The following is a 14,312-nucleotide window of genomic DNA, read 5'->3' on the forward strand; positions in this document are numbered from 1 at the left end:
CCCCTTCTATACCTTATATAGTTTGATCCCCTGCAGTAAACAGATCTACTGCATAGGGAACTTTTGTTGCAAACCCTTCCGCATAGGGAATAAGTCTCCGCTGTCCAAGCAACATGTCTCTGGAACGAACACGTTCAATATAACCTTCCGTTAGCGGTGTGGATACAGCATCGGCACCGAGCGGCTTGGTGAACTGGGAGCGATAGCAGGACAACGCCTGCTCCTTCAGCCCATATTGTTTAGTAACATCTACAATAAGATCCGTACGTCCTAGATCATTTATAAAATAAAGAAACAGCTGTGGAGCCGGAACTGCCGGCTTGTCCGGCATATATTTACGTAGTTTAGCATTAAAAACAGCCTCTTCTACTAGCTTACTGCATGCTATATGATCCGGATGACGATCTTCCCAATAAGGAGCAAAAACAATCGCAGGAGCAAACCGGCGAATTTCTGCTGTCACAGCGGCCACATGCTCTTCTGTTATAAACAGACCTCTGTCAGATAAACCTAAATTCGTCCGCACAGAAACGCCAAGCAGATCAGCAGCTTGCTGTGCCTCTTCCTTGCGTAGCTCTACAGTACCGTTCGAGGACATTTCCGCAGCTGTTAAATCACACAGACCTACTTTTAGTCCTGCAGCGGTATGCTTCGCAATCGTACCTGCCATTCCGATCTCCGCATCATCCGCATGAGCTCCAAATACAAGAATGTCCAGCTTCATTCATCAACACCTGGTTTGTATTTATGGACGAGTTCACGCCAAGCAAAGTCACCACGATCAATTGCCTTCACAAGCACCTCAGCTGTTGCGATATTCGTTGCTACAGGGATACCATATACGTCACATAGACGAAGTAAAGCTGTAATATCTGGTTCATGTGGCTGTGCCATTAATGGGTCGCGCAAGAAAATAATAAGATCCAATTCATCTTGGGCTACCATTGCACCAATTTGCTGATCTCCACCCAATGGTCCTGACATATAGCGATGAATCTTCAAGCTAGTCACATCCATGATCCTTTGGCCAGTAGTCCCCGTAGAAAATAGTTCATGACCTACAAATACATGCTCATAGGCTAATACAAAATTTACGATTTCATCTTTTTTTCGATCATGTGCAATAAATGCGATCTTTAACATGGTGTTCTCCCCTGTCTATTCTATAAAGTGCTCAAATCCATAGATCAAGCCAGTGTATCCCATTACCTTTTGAATACCCATCTTAACGCCTGGCATATAGCCAGCTCGCTCATAAGAATCATGCCGGATTTTTAAGGATTGTCCGAACCCACCAAAAATCACTTCTTCTTGGGCAAACACACCAGGAAGACGGACACTATGTATCCGGAATCCATTATAGTAACCCCCACGTGCACCCTCAATCGTTTCTTCTTCTTTAGGGTTTCCTTGACGAAGCTCTTCCCGTACTTCTGAAATCATCTCTGCTGTTTTGACTGCAGTTCCGGATGGAGCATCCAGTTTTTGGTCACCATGATACTCGATAATCTCCAGATGTGGAAAGTATTTTGAAGCTTGAGCCGCAAATCTCATCAACAGAATAGCCCCTATGGAGAAGTTCGGAGCAATAAGTCCACCTATCCCCTGGTCTTGACACTGCTTGTCCAGTTCCACAATTTGCTCCGGTGTGAATCCGGTTGTACCGATAACCGGACGCACTCCATATTTAATGGCTAGGACTGTATTCATATACGCTGATTGTGGTGTAGTGAAATCGACCACAACATCTCCGTGGCTTCCCGCGAGGGCAGCCTCAAGATCTGAAGTTACAATAACTCCTGAGTCTTCGAGACCTACTAGACGGCCTGCATCTATATCCATTGTGGAACGATCTACCGCAGCCGCTAGTTCCAACTCTTCGTCCTGCAGCACAAGTTTAACAACCTCTTTACCCATTCTCCCGCCTGCACCGGATACGATAACTCTGATCTTGTTGCTCATATCTTTTCATCCTCGCTTTCACTAGTTATATAGTTACTGCATATACGATTGTATGGATTTCTGAAGGTCTACCATCAATTCTCGCAACCCAGAATCATCCGGATGTAAAGAAATCACTTCTTTCAAGGCGGCCATAGCCTGCATATGTTCATTCACCCGACTATGTGCGATGGCAAGCCATACATAAGCATCCCCATATAATGGATCAAGGGTGATGGCCTCTTTAAGTAGTGTAATCGGATGATACGGGTTACGAGTTTTGTTATCTTCATCTTCTATCAACCGCTTAGCTTCCTGTACATGCATCATAGCTTGAAGATGCTGTAGATGTAGACTATACTCAGGTTTGCTGCCATCTAACTTCATAGCCGCCTGAGCATGAACTAAAGCTTTATCTAGCATACCACTGCGGGCATACGTTATGGAACAACGATATCTGACTTCAGCATCAGCCGGACTTGCTGCAATCGCGGCTTCAAAGCATACAATAGCTTCTGCAAAGTCACTACGCAATATAGAGCGATAAGCTTCTCTTACATAATCCCTTTGATCCATATCCTCACCATCCTCACGGCTAAATCCCGTTCGTTTGGTACAGCATATGTTATAGAGGCCTAATCGGTGTCTTTTGGTGTCCAACGACCAGCGTCTCGGGTATTAAACTTATGCATGACCTTATTATGTGCTTCAGTCAGATCAATCCCAAGAGAATTTGCAAAACAAACCGTAATAAACAAAATATCTCCCAGTTCAAGCTCTATAGAATTCTCTGCTTCATCAGACTTCTTCGGCTTCTCACCGAATTCATGATTGACTTCCCGCGCCAACTCTCCGACTTCCTCGGACATGCGGGCTAACATAGACAGCGGACTGAAGTACCCTTCTTTAAATTGCGATATATAAGCGTCTACTTCACGCTGAATGTCACCAAGACTTTTGTCCATAAAATGTATCTTTGCCCCCTCTATATATCTTGCCTTCTGTTTGCCCCTATGTTATCGTAAAGACGTTTTGAAGACAAATCTTTTTTGAATATTTTAACACCCGCAAGAAAAGGTATACTTATTATAGGAAAAGAAAAACTGCCTTAACAAGGCCTAACGAGGGATTCCATGAATTCAAACAAGGTAATTTCAATCAGCAAAACAGTTGCCCCTATCATGCTCGGAACCGCAGTATATGCATTCGGACTATTGTATTTCATCATTCCCAGTCAACTAATGGAAGGTGGCGTAACGGGAATCACACTGCTGCTTAATTATGCCTTTGACATTCCAATCTTTTTAACAACACTTCTAATCAATCTCCCATTGTTTCTGCTCGGTTGGAAAGTCCTGGGTGGCCGCCAAATTGTATACACAGGGGTAGGAATCGGATCTTTGTCCCTTTTCTTGTGGATCTTCGAAAGATTGATCTCTGCTGGATGGATTGTCCCTTTCAGTACCGAACATGACTTTATTCTTGCTGCGCTATACGCAGGGGTAACCCTTGGAACCGGACTTGGGATTGTGTTCCGTTTTGGTGGCACTACAGGTGGCGTAGACATTGTGGCAAGAATTTTGGGACGGAATTTCGGCTGGAGCATGGGGCAGATTATTCTGGCCATCGACATTTTCATTATTGGCTCTTCCATCTTCTATATTCCCAAAGAAAAAATTCTATACACACTCGTTGCAGTGTTCATCGCATCGCGTGTCATCGATTTTATCCAAGAAGGCGCATATGCCGCCAAAGCTTTTACAATCATTAGTGATGAGGCACCCCAAATTGCTGATCTAATAACTGCTGAACTAGAACGAGGTGTAACACTCATCCCCGCAATCGGTGCGTATTCTAAGCAAGCCAAACATATGGTGTACTGTGTAGTTTCAAGGCAGGAAATTCGCCGTCTTAGTTTACTGGTCAAATCGATTGATCCGCACGCGTTCGTAATTATTAGCGATGTGCACGACGTACAAGGCGAGGGATTCAGAGAAACATAAAATATCCCCACAAAGTGTGGCCTTGCTTCGATGCGTACTCAGGTACTTTGCGGGGGCCCCAAATAAATAATTTCTAATTCGTTAAAAAAAGGAGCGGGGGACTCTTCCCCGCTCCTTTTACTTATTTATATAAGCATTCCACTAAATTGGTTTGAAGTTCTGATTCTCTCCACGGTACTTACGATAACCCGCATAAGCTAATACAGCGATAATAAACCCTGCGGCTAGTCCTCCCCAAATCCCAAATTCTTGTGAGGCCAGGGGTACTGACAAAGCCGGCTCATCCTTCTCTTTTCCGAACATTACCCGCACAGTATCCTGACCATAAGACACAATTTCAAGCAACCGGGCCCGTTCGATTTTTTGTGAGGAAGAAGGAATACCTGCGGCGTAAGAGAGCCAAGAATCAAAAGCATTTACAACTTCAGGTTTCCGAGAGACGATCACCGCTGGCCTGATATTTTCGTACCTACCCTGTAGCCTCTCTACAGCCGTTTTCCATCCCGCCAGATCATTTGTAGCACCACTTTGCTCCATCGCATTTAAATCCTCGCGGATTAGCTTATAATACTGAAGCCAAATGGGCTGTCCGGGTTGACTCAGACTGTTGGCAGCTAATCGTAACCTGGTAGCTGTAGCCTCTAATTGCTGCTGGGATACTTTTGCACTTGCCACAGCAGACTTTAGGTCCATAATGACCCCTGACAACGCATTAATGCCCTCTACAGAGGTCATTCCTTCAAAAGAAGAGGACACCATGATCCTAGAGATCTCTTCGGTCTCTTGTCGGACCTTCATCACATCCCCTTCCAAGACATACCCATACAATGCCTCAGCGGCTTGTTCTAGCTGCTGTGCTCCAGTCTTTCCACTTATCACTGTCAAACCGTTGCCCGAACTAACGTCGGCGCTTTGCTTCAAAACCTTGCCAGAACCTTCACCAGCATTCCCTTGCGCTGCTGAAGCTTTTTCAACATTCATGCTGGTCAGTAACCAGCAAAATACTAGAATAACCAACACATAATATCTCCCTCGGAGCATGAGACATCCCCCTCCTACCTAAGAAGAAACGACGTTTTCGTCTTTTAAAGACGATATTCGTTTCTCGTAAAATTATAAAGATAAAGTATAGTATAAAACTTATACTTCTTATAATTCTAAATGTATGGCAGGGGGACAAGGGTTAGAACTGCTTACTAGAACCTATTCTTAAACTGATAGATAGAGTCTACTGGTCTTTGTCTACTACTAAACAACCAAGCAACAATCACACTAAACACCGTAAGCGCCATCGTGAAGTATTGCACCTGTGTGACATCATCATTCAGTACAGAAGGTAACCATGGGTATATTCCATAAGAATAGTCCAGCATATCGTTAGCAAGGGTCCAGAATAGCGCTAGCGGAATCATTTTGCGGAAAGAAAAGAATCGTGCATAGATCAAAGCTTCTACCGCCATCCCCAAATGAGAGACCACCAGCATCCAGTCTTTCCAGACTAGAATATCTCCTTGATAACCTCCAGCAAAAATCATACTTACTGCCCAAATCCCATACTTCACAGAAGTCACCACTGCTAACGCCTCAATAAGCTCCCTTACATTGTTTCCCGTATAGCTTTTTGGAGGAAAGAGCATTAGCAACAGCGCCAAGGTAAAGAACAAGCTCGCGGTTGGACTGTCTGGAACAAATGGGAGCAACCAAAGCGGAAAGTTAGCCGCTGTGAACTCCAATTGATTGCCATACCATATGTAGCCATAAATGGTACCGAGAAGATTCACAATAAATAACAACCAAATGATTCCTCGGTCCTTAAACAGTTTATCAAGAACGGACATACAGATCATTAACCTCCCAAGTAATGGCAACTTTACATTTAGACATACAAAAACCTGACCGCAGTTTCGATCAGGTTTTGCGTAATTATTATTTTACTGTTCGCTTTTTTGTTTGGCAAGCCAGTCTGCCAAGGCATCAATGTCTTGATCCGAAAGCCCCGCTCCCAGAGCAGTATCATACATCTTCGGCATCTGCCCTTGACCCTCTTTTATAATAGTAAGGATTGCTTCTTTATCATGGGTGTCCCCAACGCCGCGAAGTGAAGGCCCGCCTGCCCCTTTCAAATCCGCCGCATGACAAGAGATGCAAGTAGCTTGCTTAAACAGCCCCATAGCCGGATCATCCTTATCTACAATCGCTACTTCCTTTGCTTTAACTGCACTCGAGGTTGGAAGCCCCTTCGCCCTATTCTCTGCCGCCTTCTCTTCCCGCTGAACATCTTCAGGAATTTGTCCAGTCTCAGCCATTTCATGTTTGTATTCCGTCCAAGCCGTATTCGTCAAGTACACAATCGCCGCAAGTGATAAGAACATCAAAGATGAAGCGATCGGTCTACGGTAGAAGCGACGTTCTCTGCCCGTGTCAAGAAATGGAGCTAGAAGAAGTGAACCAAAAGCTACACCTGTCACTCCTAATGTACCCAGAACGATATAATCACCAGAAGCATAAGGAAGCTTCAAATACTGATAAAGAAACAAGAAATACCAGTCAGGAATTGGAATAACTGTAGCACTCGCATTCGCTGGAAACCCTAGCGGCGCAGGCTCTGAAATAGTAAGCACTAATATTCCTACAAGTACAACGACACCAACCATCCATTCTTTCAGTAGAAAGTTAGGGATAAAGGCTTCCGACTTACCAGGATAGGCCGTATAGTCTGGAGGTATGATAAATCCATTGCCTTTACGAACTCTGGTATCACCGACATATACAACCTTTTCCTTAGAATTGTTTCCATGTGCCATCCGTATTCCTCCTCTCTCAGATTAACTTACAACGGTCCAGAAATCCCTTGTCTGCGGATCATAATAAAGTGTCCTACGAGCAGACTAAGAAGCACCGCTGGGAGGAAGAATACATGCAGTGCGAAAAACCGAGTCAACGTTTCTGCACCAACAATCGTACCACCTTGCATAAGCTCTTTCAGTACAGGTCCCATCACCGGAACAGAGTTGGCAATTTCGAGTGTTACCTTTGTCGCAAAGTAAGCTTTATTGTCCCAAGGCAATAAGTAACCCGTTAAACCGAGCCCCAACATTACGAAGAAGATGAGCATTCCAACTACCCAGTTCATCTCACGTGGAGCTTTATAAGAGCCTGTAAAGAAGACGCGCATCGTATGAAGGAACATCATAACGATGACAAGACTGGCACCCCAGTGATGCATTCCGCGAACAATTTGTCCAAAGGCAACACTTGATTGTAAATACTCAACACTTGCATAAGCATTGATAATATCTGGAACATAATACATCGTTAAGAACATACCCGATAAGATCTGAATCACTGTAATAAAAAAGGTCAGTCCGCCAAAACAATACACAAACGCAGAGAAGTGATGGGCCGGGTTAACATGCTCAGGAACCTCGTGGTCGGCCACGTCCCTCCAAATTGGCGTAACATCCAAACGTTCGTCAATCCAGTTATAGACATTTTTAAACATTAGAACCTACGCCTCCTCACTAGCTACTGTATTAGGCACAATATCACCCAAAAGAACCCACCCGTTATCAAATTTCGTTTTATACTGGTCAAGCGGTTTTGGAGCTACTTCGAGATTTTTGCCGAGTTTGGTATAACGCGCACCGTGGCAAGGACAGTGATACTCGTCCGGATGTGCCTTATCATTGTTCCATCCAACCGTACATCCTAAATGTTTACAAATGGGTGAAAGCGCATAAATATCACCCTTTGCGTCTTTACGGATCCACGCAGTCAGCGTCGCTGTGCTGTCGTACCATCCGTCTTTCTGTTTCAATTCAAACGTAAACTCTTGGGGCTCTTCGGTGATTTTGCTAATTTCAGCAACCTTTATAAAATCACCTGCGCCCTTCTTATGTAATATTGGGTCCACGACAAAACGGACCATTGGGAGAATTGTACCTGCCCCCATAAAAGCAGTAGCGCCACCTAGCGTGTAGGTCAAAAATTGCCTGCGCGACATCTCTTTACGGCTGGGTGGTTGTTCAGGCCAAATATCCTGTTGATCATTATGGCTGCTCATACTGTTATATAACCCCCTTCTCAAGATATAAGAAAGTATCTAAGGTGTCCGATCAGAGATGCCTTACTATAAATAATCCGTTTTCAAATCTTTTCAATGAAATACATCACATGCCATTTCGATTCAACCTAATAATAGCTTAGGCACTAAAACCCGTCAAGAATATTGTCTAATTTGTGACAGGCCAAAAAGTGATTTTCACTTACAATTGTTGATTTTCTGTCACATTTACAAGAGGCTCACCGTCCCCACATCTTTTGAATTTTCAGACCAATATCACTATTAATCTTACCTTCCAAAGAGCCCTCAATGATAGGCAGAGAGAGTACTAAATCGCTTTCAAAAATTTCTTGTTCCAGAAGTGCTATATCTGCGGTTAACACCACAGCATACTGGAAACCACTGGATTTGACTTTTCGGCAAACCTCATTAATTAGATCGACATATCCTTCCCCTCCATACTGAATCGCCGGGTAAGTTACAATCCGTCCCTTAAACGGTATTTCCACCAAATCCATAAAATCACGTAATCTTTCTAATGCTTGAACCGTCTCAGGAGGACTCTCGGACCCACTTAATCCTGTAAAAGGTATGAGACATGTATCATAGAACTTTCGATTTTCTTCCCACTGTTCAACTTCAAAATCACTGAATTTCATTAATGTCATCCCCCTATTTGCGATCCTTCTTCGCGTCCACTTTTCACAAATTTGCCCGATGTTATAAATCCCATTATATTGAAAGAGGAGGACAAACGTCTAGATTTAGATTTTCACTAGTCTCCCTTCACCTCTAAATGATACAGAAAGTGAGTTGAACAGGTACCTATTTAATAAAAAAAGAAATGCGCTAAGCGCATTTCTTTATGCCAAACTTTTAAGTTCTTCTGTAAGATTTCGAAAAGCCAATTTATCTCCTGTAGCCAGCGCCGTGTCAATCTCACGGTGCAAGATGTCGGAGCGACGCTTTCGCAGCGCTTCATCCCACACCATTTCTGCCGCAAGTCCTAGCATCACTTCGTACGTAGCCTTCATTTTGTCCATTCGATACACCTCCGCTGTTTAAGAGATCCTTATTGCTTTAATATTTTGATATCCATCAAGATGATTTTGTTTTCGGTTTCAAAAGTGACGGCACCTACTAAATCATATTCAACAATCCTGTCTACGTTCTACATATTTACCCATTCTGATCAATACTTCATCTACTGTTCCTATCAACAACCAAAGCGAAGTCCTCATCTACGTATGTAATCCCCATAAGTATTTGCTTGTATGCCTCCATACTACTATAGATGTTTAGGCACGGCTATCTCCATCCCCCACGGCGTCATCATCACAGTGAGACCAGCAGTAGTCTCCCCTAATTTAAGCATTCCAAGGTGCACCATCATCCGAATAATTCGTTGCTCCAGAATAGAGGCAGCATTGTCATAATAGAACGGTTTAATTAACCACCCAATACCATCCACTAATGAAGGTACGCTCACCCAATTCCCAGCACTAATGCTTACCCAATACACAAGTGAAGGCAGGTTTGGTACAGCCCCCTTATATAGTTTTAACCAAAAAGAGAATATCTGCATCAACGAGTCACATTTTCCGTCGGCTAACACTGCCTCTCCTGTCGCCGTAAGCCTTAGCCGAAAACCTTCTTCAGTGATCCAGCGGCGATGACGAACATAATCATACAGGAGCGCTAATCTAGGTGGATAATGCTCACATGCTCTACCATAACCAAATCTCCAGCCGCCTTTGCTAAGAAGATCCTCCGGAATATGAAGTGCATTCATCACTCCTTGCTGATACCGCCTATACATTGCCCCTTCCTGATTAAGCTCTGGCTCATTTTCCTTGATATATCTCAGAAGCATAACCAGATCACTTAATAACAATTCTCCTTCATTTCGATACATGGCTGGTTCAGAGCTAACCGCAACCTTATCCTTGATATGTGCGCTCATCGTCTCACGAAAGCGCTCTTTCAAGTCTTTAGGCACTTGGAACAAGTATCTGGTTTGCTGGGAGGAACCGCTAAAGAGCCAGCCTCCGCTTTTGAAACGAGAAACCATTTCTCGGAAGCCTCCGGTCTTTCCTTCTGGAGCATCAAAAGAAGCCTGTCTAGCTACAGCCAACAAATCTTCCAGACTAAAGTAGCTGCGTTCATCAAAAAGTAATGTATTCAGAAACCGTAGATCCTCCGGAGCACATTCCCGGATATGAGACTCCATAAAACTTCTGCTTCCAAGCATAATCAAAATACTCTGGATCAAGTCATGTTTGGAATTCTGCTTGCATTCACACCGGTAGCGTCCCGCTATGGCGGTCAGCTGTCCAATATCTGCATAAGTGAGCATATCCGCCAGATTCATATTTTATCGCCTCACCGTTTTACTACCATTATGGGAAATACAGCCCTTTTTATTCCCCTTTGCGCAAAAAAAATAACCCGATGCACGGGTTAACGCTGATTTTGCAGGATATGGCGAGTACAATTATATAGAATAGGGTTCCATTCCCGTTCTTTCTTCTCCAAAATTGTCAGGGATAAATTCCCAATTCGCTCAGAATACTTATCTTTGTAAAATGCAGTATACAGTTGAGCGAGGAACCCTCCATGAGATATAACTAGTATGTTCCGATTGGGATGCTGCGCAGAAATATCCTCCATAAAGGCAAGTGCACGTGCTTGAAGCTGTTCGTCAGTTTCTTGACCAAGTGAAAGCTGACTCCAATCTTTCCCCCACTTCTCTTCACGCTCAGCGGCAGTAAGCCCTTCGACTTGCCCGTAGGCACGTTCCCGGATCCGATCATCAGGATCAAGCAACGGTACATTTAATTTATCAGCGATGATCTTGCCTGTCTCTGCTGCCCGGGAAAGGTTACTTGTAATGCAATAATCCCAGCGATACGGCTCTTGTAATAAGCGGTCAGCAAGCATAGCAGCTTGCATCCGTCCTTCATCATTAAGCGGAATATCACTTTGCCCCTGTATCTTTCCAATTGCATTCCAGTCCGTCAATCCATGGCGTATCAAGCCGATTAGCATATTGCCTCCCCCTTTTCACCCAAGTATTTGTCTCTTAATGTAACATGGATGAAATAAAAAGTCTTCTTTTATGCGTATTAGAATACAAAAAAGCCCCTTATCATTACATAAAGGGACTCCTACATCGTTCTTAACACTATTATATACTGCAATAGCTAAGCCATACATCAATAGACCCTTTATGATCTGCGATATCGATTCAGCCGGGTTAACGAAAACACTGCAAAACCCACGCCAAGCATGGATAACATCATCCAATATTGAGGATGAGTAGGTCCCATATTTACTACAAGCGGTTCAATAATCCCACCTTCAGAGCCTAAAATGGGATAAGTGGATGTCCATTCCATAGAGCCAGCAACGCCAGTCTCTACAATTCCACTTTGAGCCACAGTGATATCAGCAGGTGTTCTAAACATAGTAAAGTAAAGAACACTAGACAAAAATACCGCTAGGAAGCAAGCGATCCAGAGACTAAGCCTATGACGAACAATGGCAGATGTCCCTGCGGATTTCCCATCCCCTGGCATCAACCAAGGACTCTCTAGATAAATCCGCTCCATAACTTTAACATTTATAACTTCTGCACGCTCTTCACTAATCTCTTCTTTCAAATCATGCATAAGCTGGCTACTCTCTTGCCACAGAGACCATTCAGCAGCGCAGTAAGGACAAGTTTCAATATGTTGTTCGAGCAAAATCCGCCTAGGATGTGTGGGGGGAGCGTCCCACAAGAGCGGAATACATTCTTGCGCTTCCCTGCAATTCATTCGCCTTACACCCTCTCAACCTGCTCTTCAACTTCAGGCTCATTGAAATAGGATTCGAGTTGAAGCTTCACACTACTTCTGGCACGAAACAACAATGACTTCACGGAGCTTACACTCTGATCCAAAATTTCTGCAATTTCTTGATAATCCATCTGATCGTATTCACGCAGGATTAGCGCAGAGCGTTGTTTCTCCGGAAGATTATTAATTGCCTCACGAACCAAATTCATCCGTTCTTTACGCAATGCAGCCTGCTCAGGCGCTACTTCAAACGGTGCAACGGGAGTATACCCACTCTCTTCTAGGGATACATTTCCGGCACGATTCTTACGAAGCTCACTTAGCACGGTATTACGAGCAATAGTGTACAACCACGTTGAAAAGGAAGCATCTACCTCTCGAAAGGAATGCAAGCTACGGAATGCCTTGTAGAAAGTCTCCGAACAAAGGTCCTCTGCAATTAGCTCCATTTGTGAGTTTCTAAGCATATGATATACAAATGCCAATATTTTTCGTTGATAACGACGCATTAATTCTGAATATAATTCTGTGTTGCCTTGTTTAATTTCCTGGATCAACTGGGAATCCGTCATGGTGAGATTGGCCCTCCTCGCCCTTGCACGTCTTTTCCCGTCCGGTCCGTACTTATTATACCGGTTTGGGCTTTAAAAGTTGCGCTGGTTTACTACAACTTTTTAGTTTATTACAAGAAGAAACGATATTGTCGACCTTTTATGTAAGACAAACGTTCCTTGTGGGAATTTAAAGGAAAATATATGACGTGCAACTTATCCGTTCTTCAATTTTGAAATACACCTATGTATATTCAAACACCCAATAATTAAGGCATGATGTTTGTGATGAATATAAAAAGAAAAATGGCATATTTCTATGAGCATATAAATTTTATAACGAATCTAGAAATATACCAGATCTATTGTATCACAGATTCTCATAGGATGACATTAATAGACTTCAGAGCAGTAATCTCGTCAGCATGACCTGACAACAGACTATAAACGAAGTTCAAACATAAGACTTTGATCACTTCAATGTGACTTTAATCTCTTTTTAATAAACTGTTGACAAAATGTAAACGTATACATATAATAAAAGTACAGTATGGTTTCTCTCCACTCCTATCCAAATACTACACGGTTCCAATTTATTGTGAACTGTAGCCGCTTACTTTGTAAGCGGTCTTTTTTTGTCCTGTAAGCGCTGTATTAGCCCCTCTCATTATTAATACCCTTTTCTTCATCCACTTGAAGCAGTAGCTGTTTTCAGCAGTATGCTCTTTCAAATCCTATAACGAAATAAAAGCCCCTCCATATTGGAAGGGCTACTAACTACACATATACGGTATAATCGTGCTGCTGCAGAAGCACCTTCGCACGCTCCATATCATTCTCCTGTCGAAAAGATAGGCGCATAATACCCGGCACATCTTCACGACTCTCGATGATTTGTACGTTGCTAAGGTTAATGCCTTGGTCCCCCAGCTCAGTAGCGATACGACCGATAATCCCCGGATGATCCGGCACATCAATATGTAGGTCAAATAAAGGTGCGATCATGCCTTTACGCCGTTCAGGCAACTGACTGCGGAAACCATTCGCTTCTTGGAAAGCCTCTTCAATTCCTACGCCATCTTCACTTTCCAGGAGACGAACAAAAGAAGAAACTTCCTCATTCCAATCCTTCAATAAACGAAGCATTACGGAACGATTGTTCAGCAAAATGTCTCGCCAAATTATAGGATCGCTGGACGCAATCCGAGTGATATCCCGAAAGCCCCCTGCAGCTAGCGTGCTATATAAGGAATCGGTATCGTCATAGGCACGAATCTGATTTACCAAAGCAACAGCAATAATATGCGGTAAATGACTAATGGCACCTACAATCTCATCATGGCGTTCTGGATCAAGGCGTACAATCTGCGCTCTTGTGTTGTGTAGTAAAGACTCCAGTGCATGATAAGCCTCATCTGGCACTCCTGGAGGGGGCGTCAACACATAATAGGCATTCTCAAATAGCAGTGATGAAGCTGCCTCAACACCTGAGCGTTCTGATCCTGCCATTGGGTGTCCGCCGATAAAATGTACTCCAGGAATATCTAAGGAGACCGCACATGCGGCAATACTAGCTTTCGTGCTTCCTACATCTGTAATAATGCAGCCGGGTTTTAGAGGCAATTTACTTAATTGCTGCAGATAATCCTCTAACATCCCTACCGGTACACATAAAAAAATGAAATCAGCATCAAGTGCCGCTTCTTCAACAGAAAGCGTGGCTTGATCAACCACACCTCTGCTTATATATTTACTAGCGGATTCAGGACGGTGGGCATGTCCTACGACGGTCAGGCCCTCCTTGCCTTTAAAGCAAAGGGCCAGTGAGCCTCCGATCAGACCGACACCGAATATAGCTATTTTTGTCGTCATGTTCTTTGAACTACCTGCCTTTTTTAGTCTAGTCTTGCTGTTT

The 14,312-nt window shown here is 43.6% G+C and carries 18 protein-coding genes; 1 reads left to right on the plus strand and 17 read right to left on the minus strand.

Annotated elements, in window-relative coordinates:
* Positions 1 to 13 precede the first annotated feature (13 nt).
* The 5 genes from bshB1 to ACWNM1_RS10905 are packed head-to-tail and all read right to left on the minus strand — an operon-like array spanning position 14 to position 2,906.
* Complete coding sequence (gene bshB1 / locus ACWNM1_RS10885) at positions 14 to 724, minus strand: bacillithiol biosynthesis deacetylase BshB1 (protein WP_449600962.1); 711 nt, start codon at positions 722 to 724, stop codon at positions 14 to 16.
* Entirely contained in the window at positions 721 to 1,143 is a 423-nt protein-coding gene (locus ACWNM1_RS10890) for a methylglyoxal synthase (protein ID WP_042129517.1), read from the minus strand. Before ACWNM1_RS10890 ends, bshB1 begins: the two co-directional genes overlap by 4 nt.
* 15 nt (positions 1,144 to 1,158) lie before the next feature.
* Positions 1,159 to 1,962, minus strand: coding sequence for a 4-hydroxy-tetrahydrodipicolinate reductase (gene dapB, locus ACWNM1_RS10895; protein ID WP_449600963.1), 804 nt, complete (start codon positions 1,960 to 1,962; stop codon positions 1,159 to 1,161).
* 33 nt (positions 1,963 to 1,995) lie between these two features.
* Complete coding sequence (locus ACWNM1_RS10900; RefSeq protein ID WP_042190136.1) at positions 1,996 to 2,517, minus strand: tetratricopeptide repeat protein; 522 nt, start codon at positions 2,515 to 2,517, stop codon at positions 1,996 to 1,998.
* Positions 2,518 to 2,576: 59 nt separating this feature from the next.
* The gene (locus ACWNM1_RS10905) at positions 2,577 to 2,906 is read right to left on the minus strand and encodes a nucleotide pyrophosphohydrolase (protein ID WP_036676271.1); all 330 of its coding nucleotides are present in this window, start codon (positions 2,904 to 2,906) and stop codon (positions 2,577 to 2,579) included.
* A 168-nt stretch (positions 2,907 to 3,074) separates the two neighbouring features.
* On the opposite strand from ACWNM1_RS10905, the gene ACWNM1_RS10910 reads away from it, so the two are divergent.
* Positions 3,075 to 3,944 carry a YitT family protein gene (locus ACWNM1_RS10910; RefSeq protein ID WP_042190138.1) on the plus strand — a complete coding sequence of 290 codons (870 nt, stop codon included), beginning with the start codon at positions 3,075 to 3,077 and terminating at the stop codon, positions 3,942 to 3,944.
* A gap of 141 nt (positions 3,945 to 4,085) precedes the next feature.
* Here the strand turns inward: ACWNM1_RS10910 and ACWNM1_RS10915 are convergent, their stop codons facing one another.
* The 12 genes from ACWNM1_RS10915 to ACWNM1_RS10970 form a co-directional block, all read right to left on the minus strand.
* Positions 4,086 to 4,985 carry a sporulation protein YpjB gene (locus ACWNM1_RS10915; RefSeq protein ID WP_449600964.1) on the minus strand — a complete coding sequence of 300 codons (900 nt, stop codon included), beginning with the start codon at positions 4,983 to 4,985 and terminating at the stop codon, positions 4,086 to 4,088.
* A gap of 155 nt (positions 4,986 to 5,140) precedes the next feature.
* Positions 5,141 to 5,782, minus strand: coding sequence for a DUF1405 domain-containing protein (locus ACWNM1_RS10920; protein ID WP_449600965.1), 642 nt, complete (start codon positions 5,780 to 5,782; stop codon positions 5,141 to 5,143).
* 93 nt (positions 5,783 to 5,875) lie between these two features.
* Positions 5,876 to 6,748, minus strand: coding sequence for a menaquinol-cytochrome c reductase cytochrome b/c subunit (locus tag ACWNM1_RS10925; RefSeq protein ID WP_234531915.1), 873 nt, complete (start codon positions 6,746 to 6,748; stop codon positions 5,876 to 5,878).
* A gap of 26 nt (positions 6,749 to 6,774) precedes the next feature.
* Entirely contained in the window at positions 6,775 to 7,446 is a 672-nt protein-coding gene (gene qcrB, locus ACWNM1_RS10930) for a menaquinol-cytochrome c reductase cytochrome b subunit (protein ID WP_042129529.1), read from the minus strand.
* 6 nt (positions 7,447 to 7,452) lie between these two features.
* Positions 7,453 to 8,007: a QcrA and Rieske domain-containing protein gene (locus ACWNM1_RS10935; RefSeq protein WP_042190144.1), complete on the minus strand. Its 555-nt coding sequence runs from the start codon at positions 8,005 to 8,007 to the stop codon at positions 7,453 to 7,455.
* Positions 8,008 to 8,246: 239 nt separating this feature from the next.
* The gene (locus ACWNM1_RS10940) at positions 8,247 to 8,666 is read right to left on the minus strand and encodes a DUF2487 family protein (RefSeq protein WP_449600966.1); all 420 of its coding nucleotides are present in this window, start codon (positions 8,664 to 8,666) and stop codon (positions 8,247 to 8,249) included.
* A gap of 204 nt (positions 8,667 to 8,870) precedes the next feature.
* Positions 8,871 to 9,050 carry an IDEAL domain-containing protein gene (locus ACWNM1_RS10945; RefSeq protein ID WP_042129535.1) on the minus strand — a complete coding sequence of 60 codons (180 nt, stop codon included), beginning with the start codon at positions 9,048 to 9,050 and terminating at the stop codon, positions 8,871 to 8,873.
* Between the two features lie 245 nt (positions 9,051 to 9,295).
* Entirely contained in the window at positions 9,296 to 10,378 is a 1,083-nt protein-coding gene (locus ACWNM1_RS10950) for a hypothetical protein (protein WP_042190148.1), read from the minus strand.
* 89 nt (positions 10,379 to 10,467) lie between these two features.
* The gene (locus ACWNM1_RS10955) at positions 10,468 to 11,055 is read right to left on the minus strand and encodes a histidine phosphatase family protein (RefSeq protein WP_042190151.1); all 588 of its coding nucleotides are present in this window, start codon (positions 11,053 to 11,055) and stop codon (positions 10,468 to 10,470) included.
* Between the two features lie 179 nt (positions 11,056 to 11,234).
* Positions 11,235 to 11,825, minus strand: a complete 591-nt coding sequence (locus ACWNM1_RS10960; protein ID WP_042190154.1) for an anti-sigma factor family protein — start codon at positions 11,823 to 11,825, stop codon at positions 11,235 to 11,237.
* A gap of 5 nt (positions 11,826 to 11,830) precedes the next feature.
* Entirely contained in the window at positions 11,831 to 12,418 is a 588-nt protein-coding gene (locus ACWNM1_RS10965) for an RNA polymerase sigma factor (RefSeq protein WP_042190156.1), read from the minus strand.
* Between the two features lie 756 nt (positions 12,419 to 13,174).
* Positions 13,175 to 14,269 carry a prephenate dehydrogenase gene (locus ACWNM1_RS10970; RefSeq protein ID WP_449600967.1) on the minus strand — a complete coding sequence of 365 codons (1,095 nt, stop codon included), beginning with the start codon at positions 14,267 to 14,269 and terminating at the stop codon, positions 13,175 to 13,177.
* Positions 14,270 to 14,312 lie beyond the last annotated feature (43 nt).

This window comes from Paenibacillus sp. Marseille-Q9583 (genome assembly GCF_976954365.1).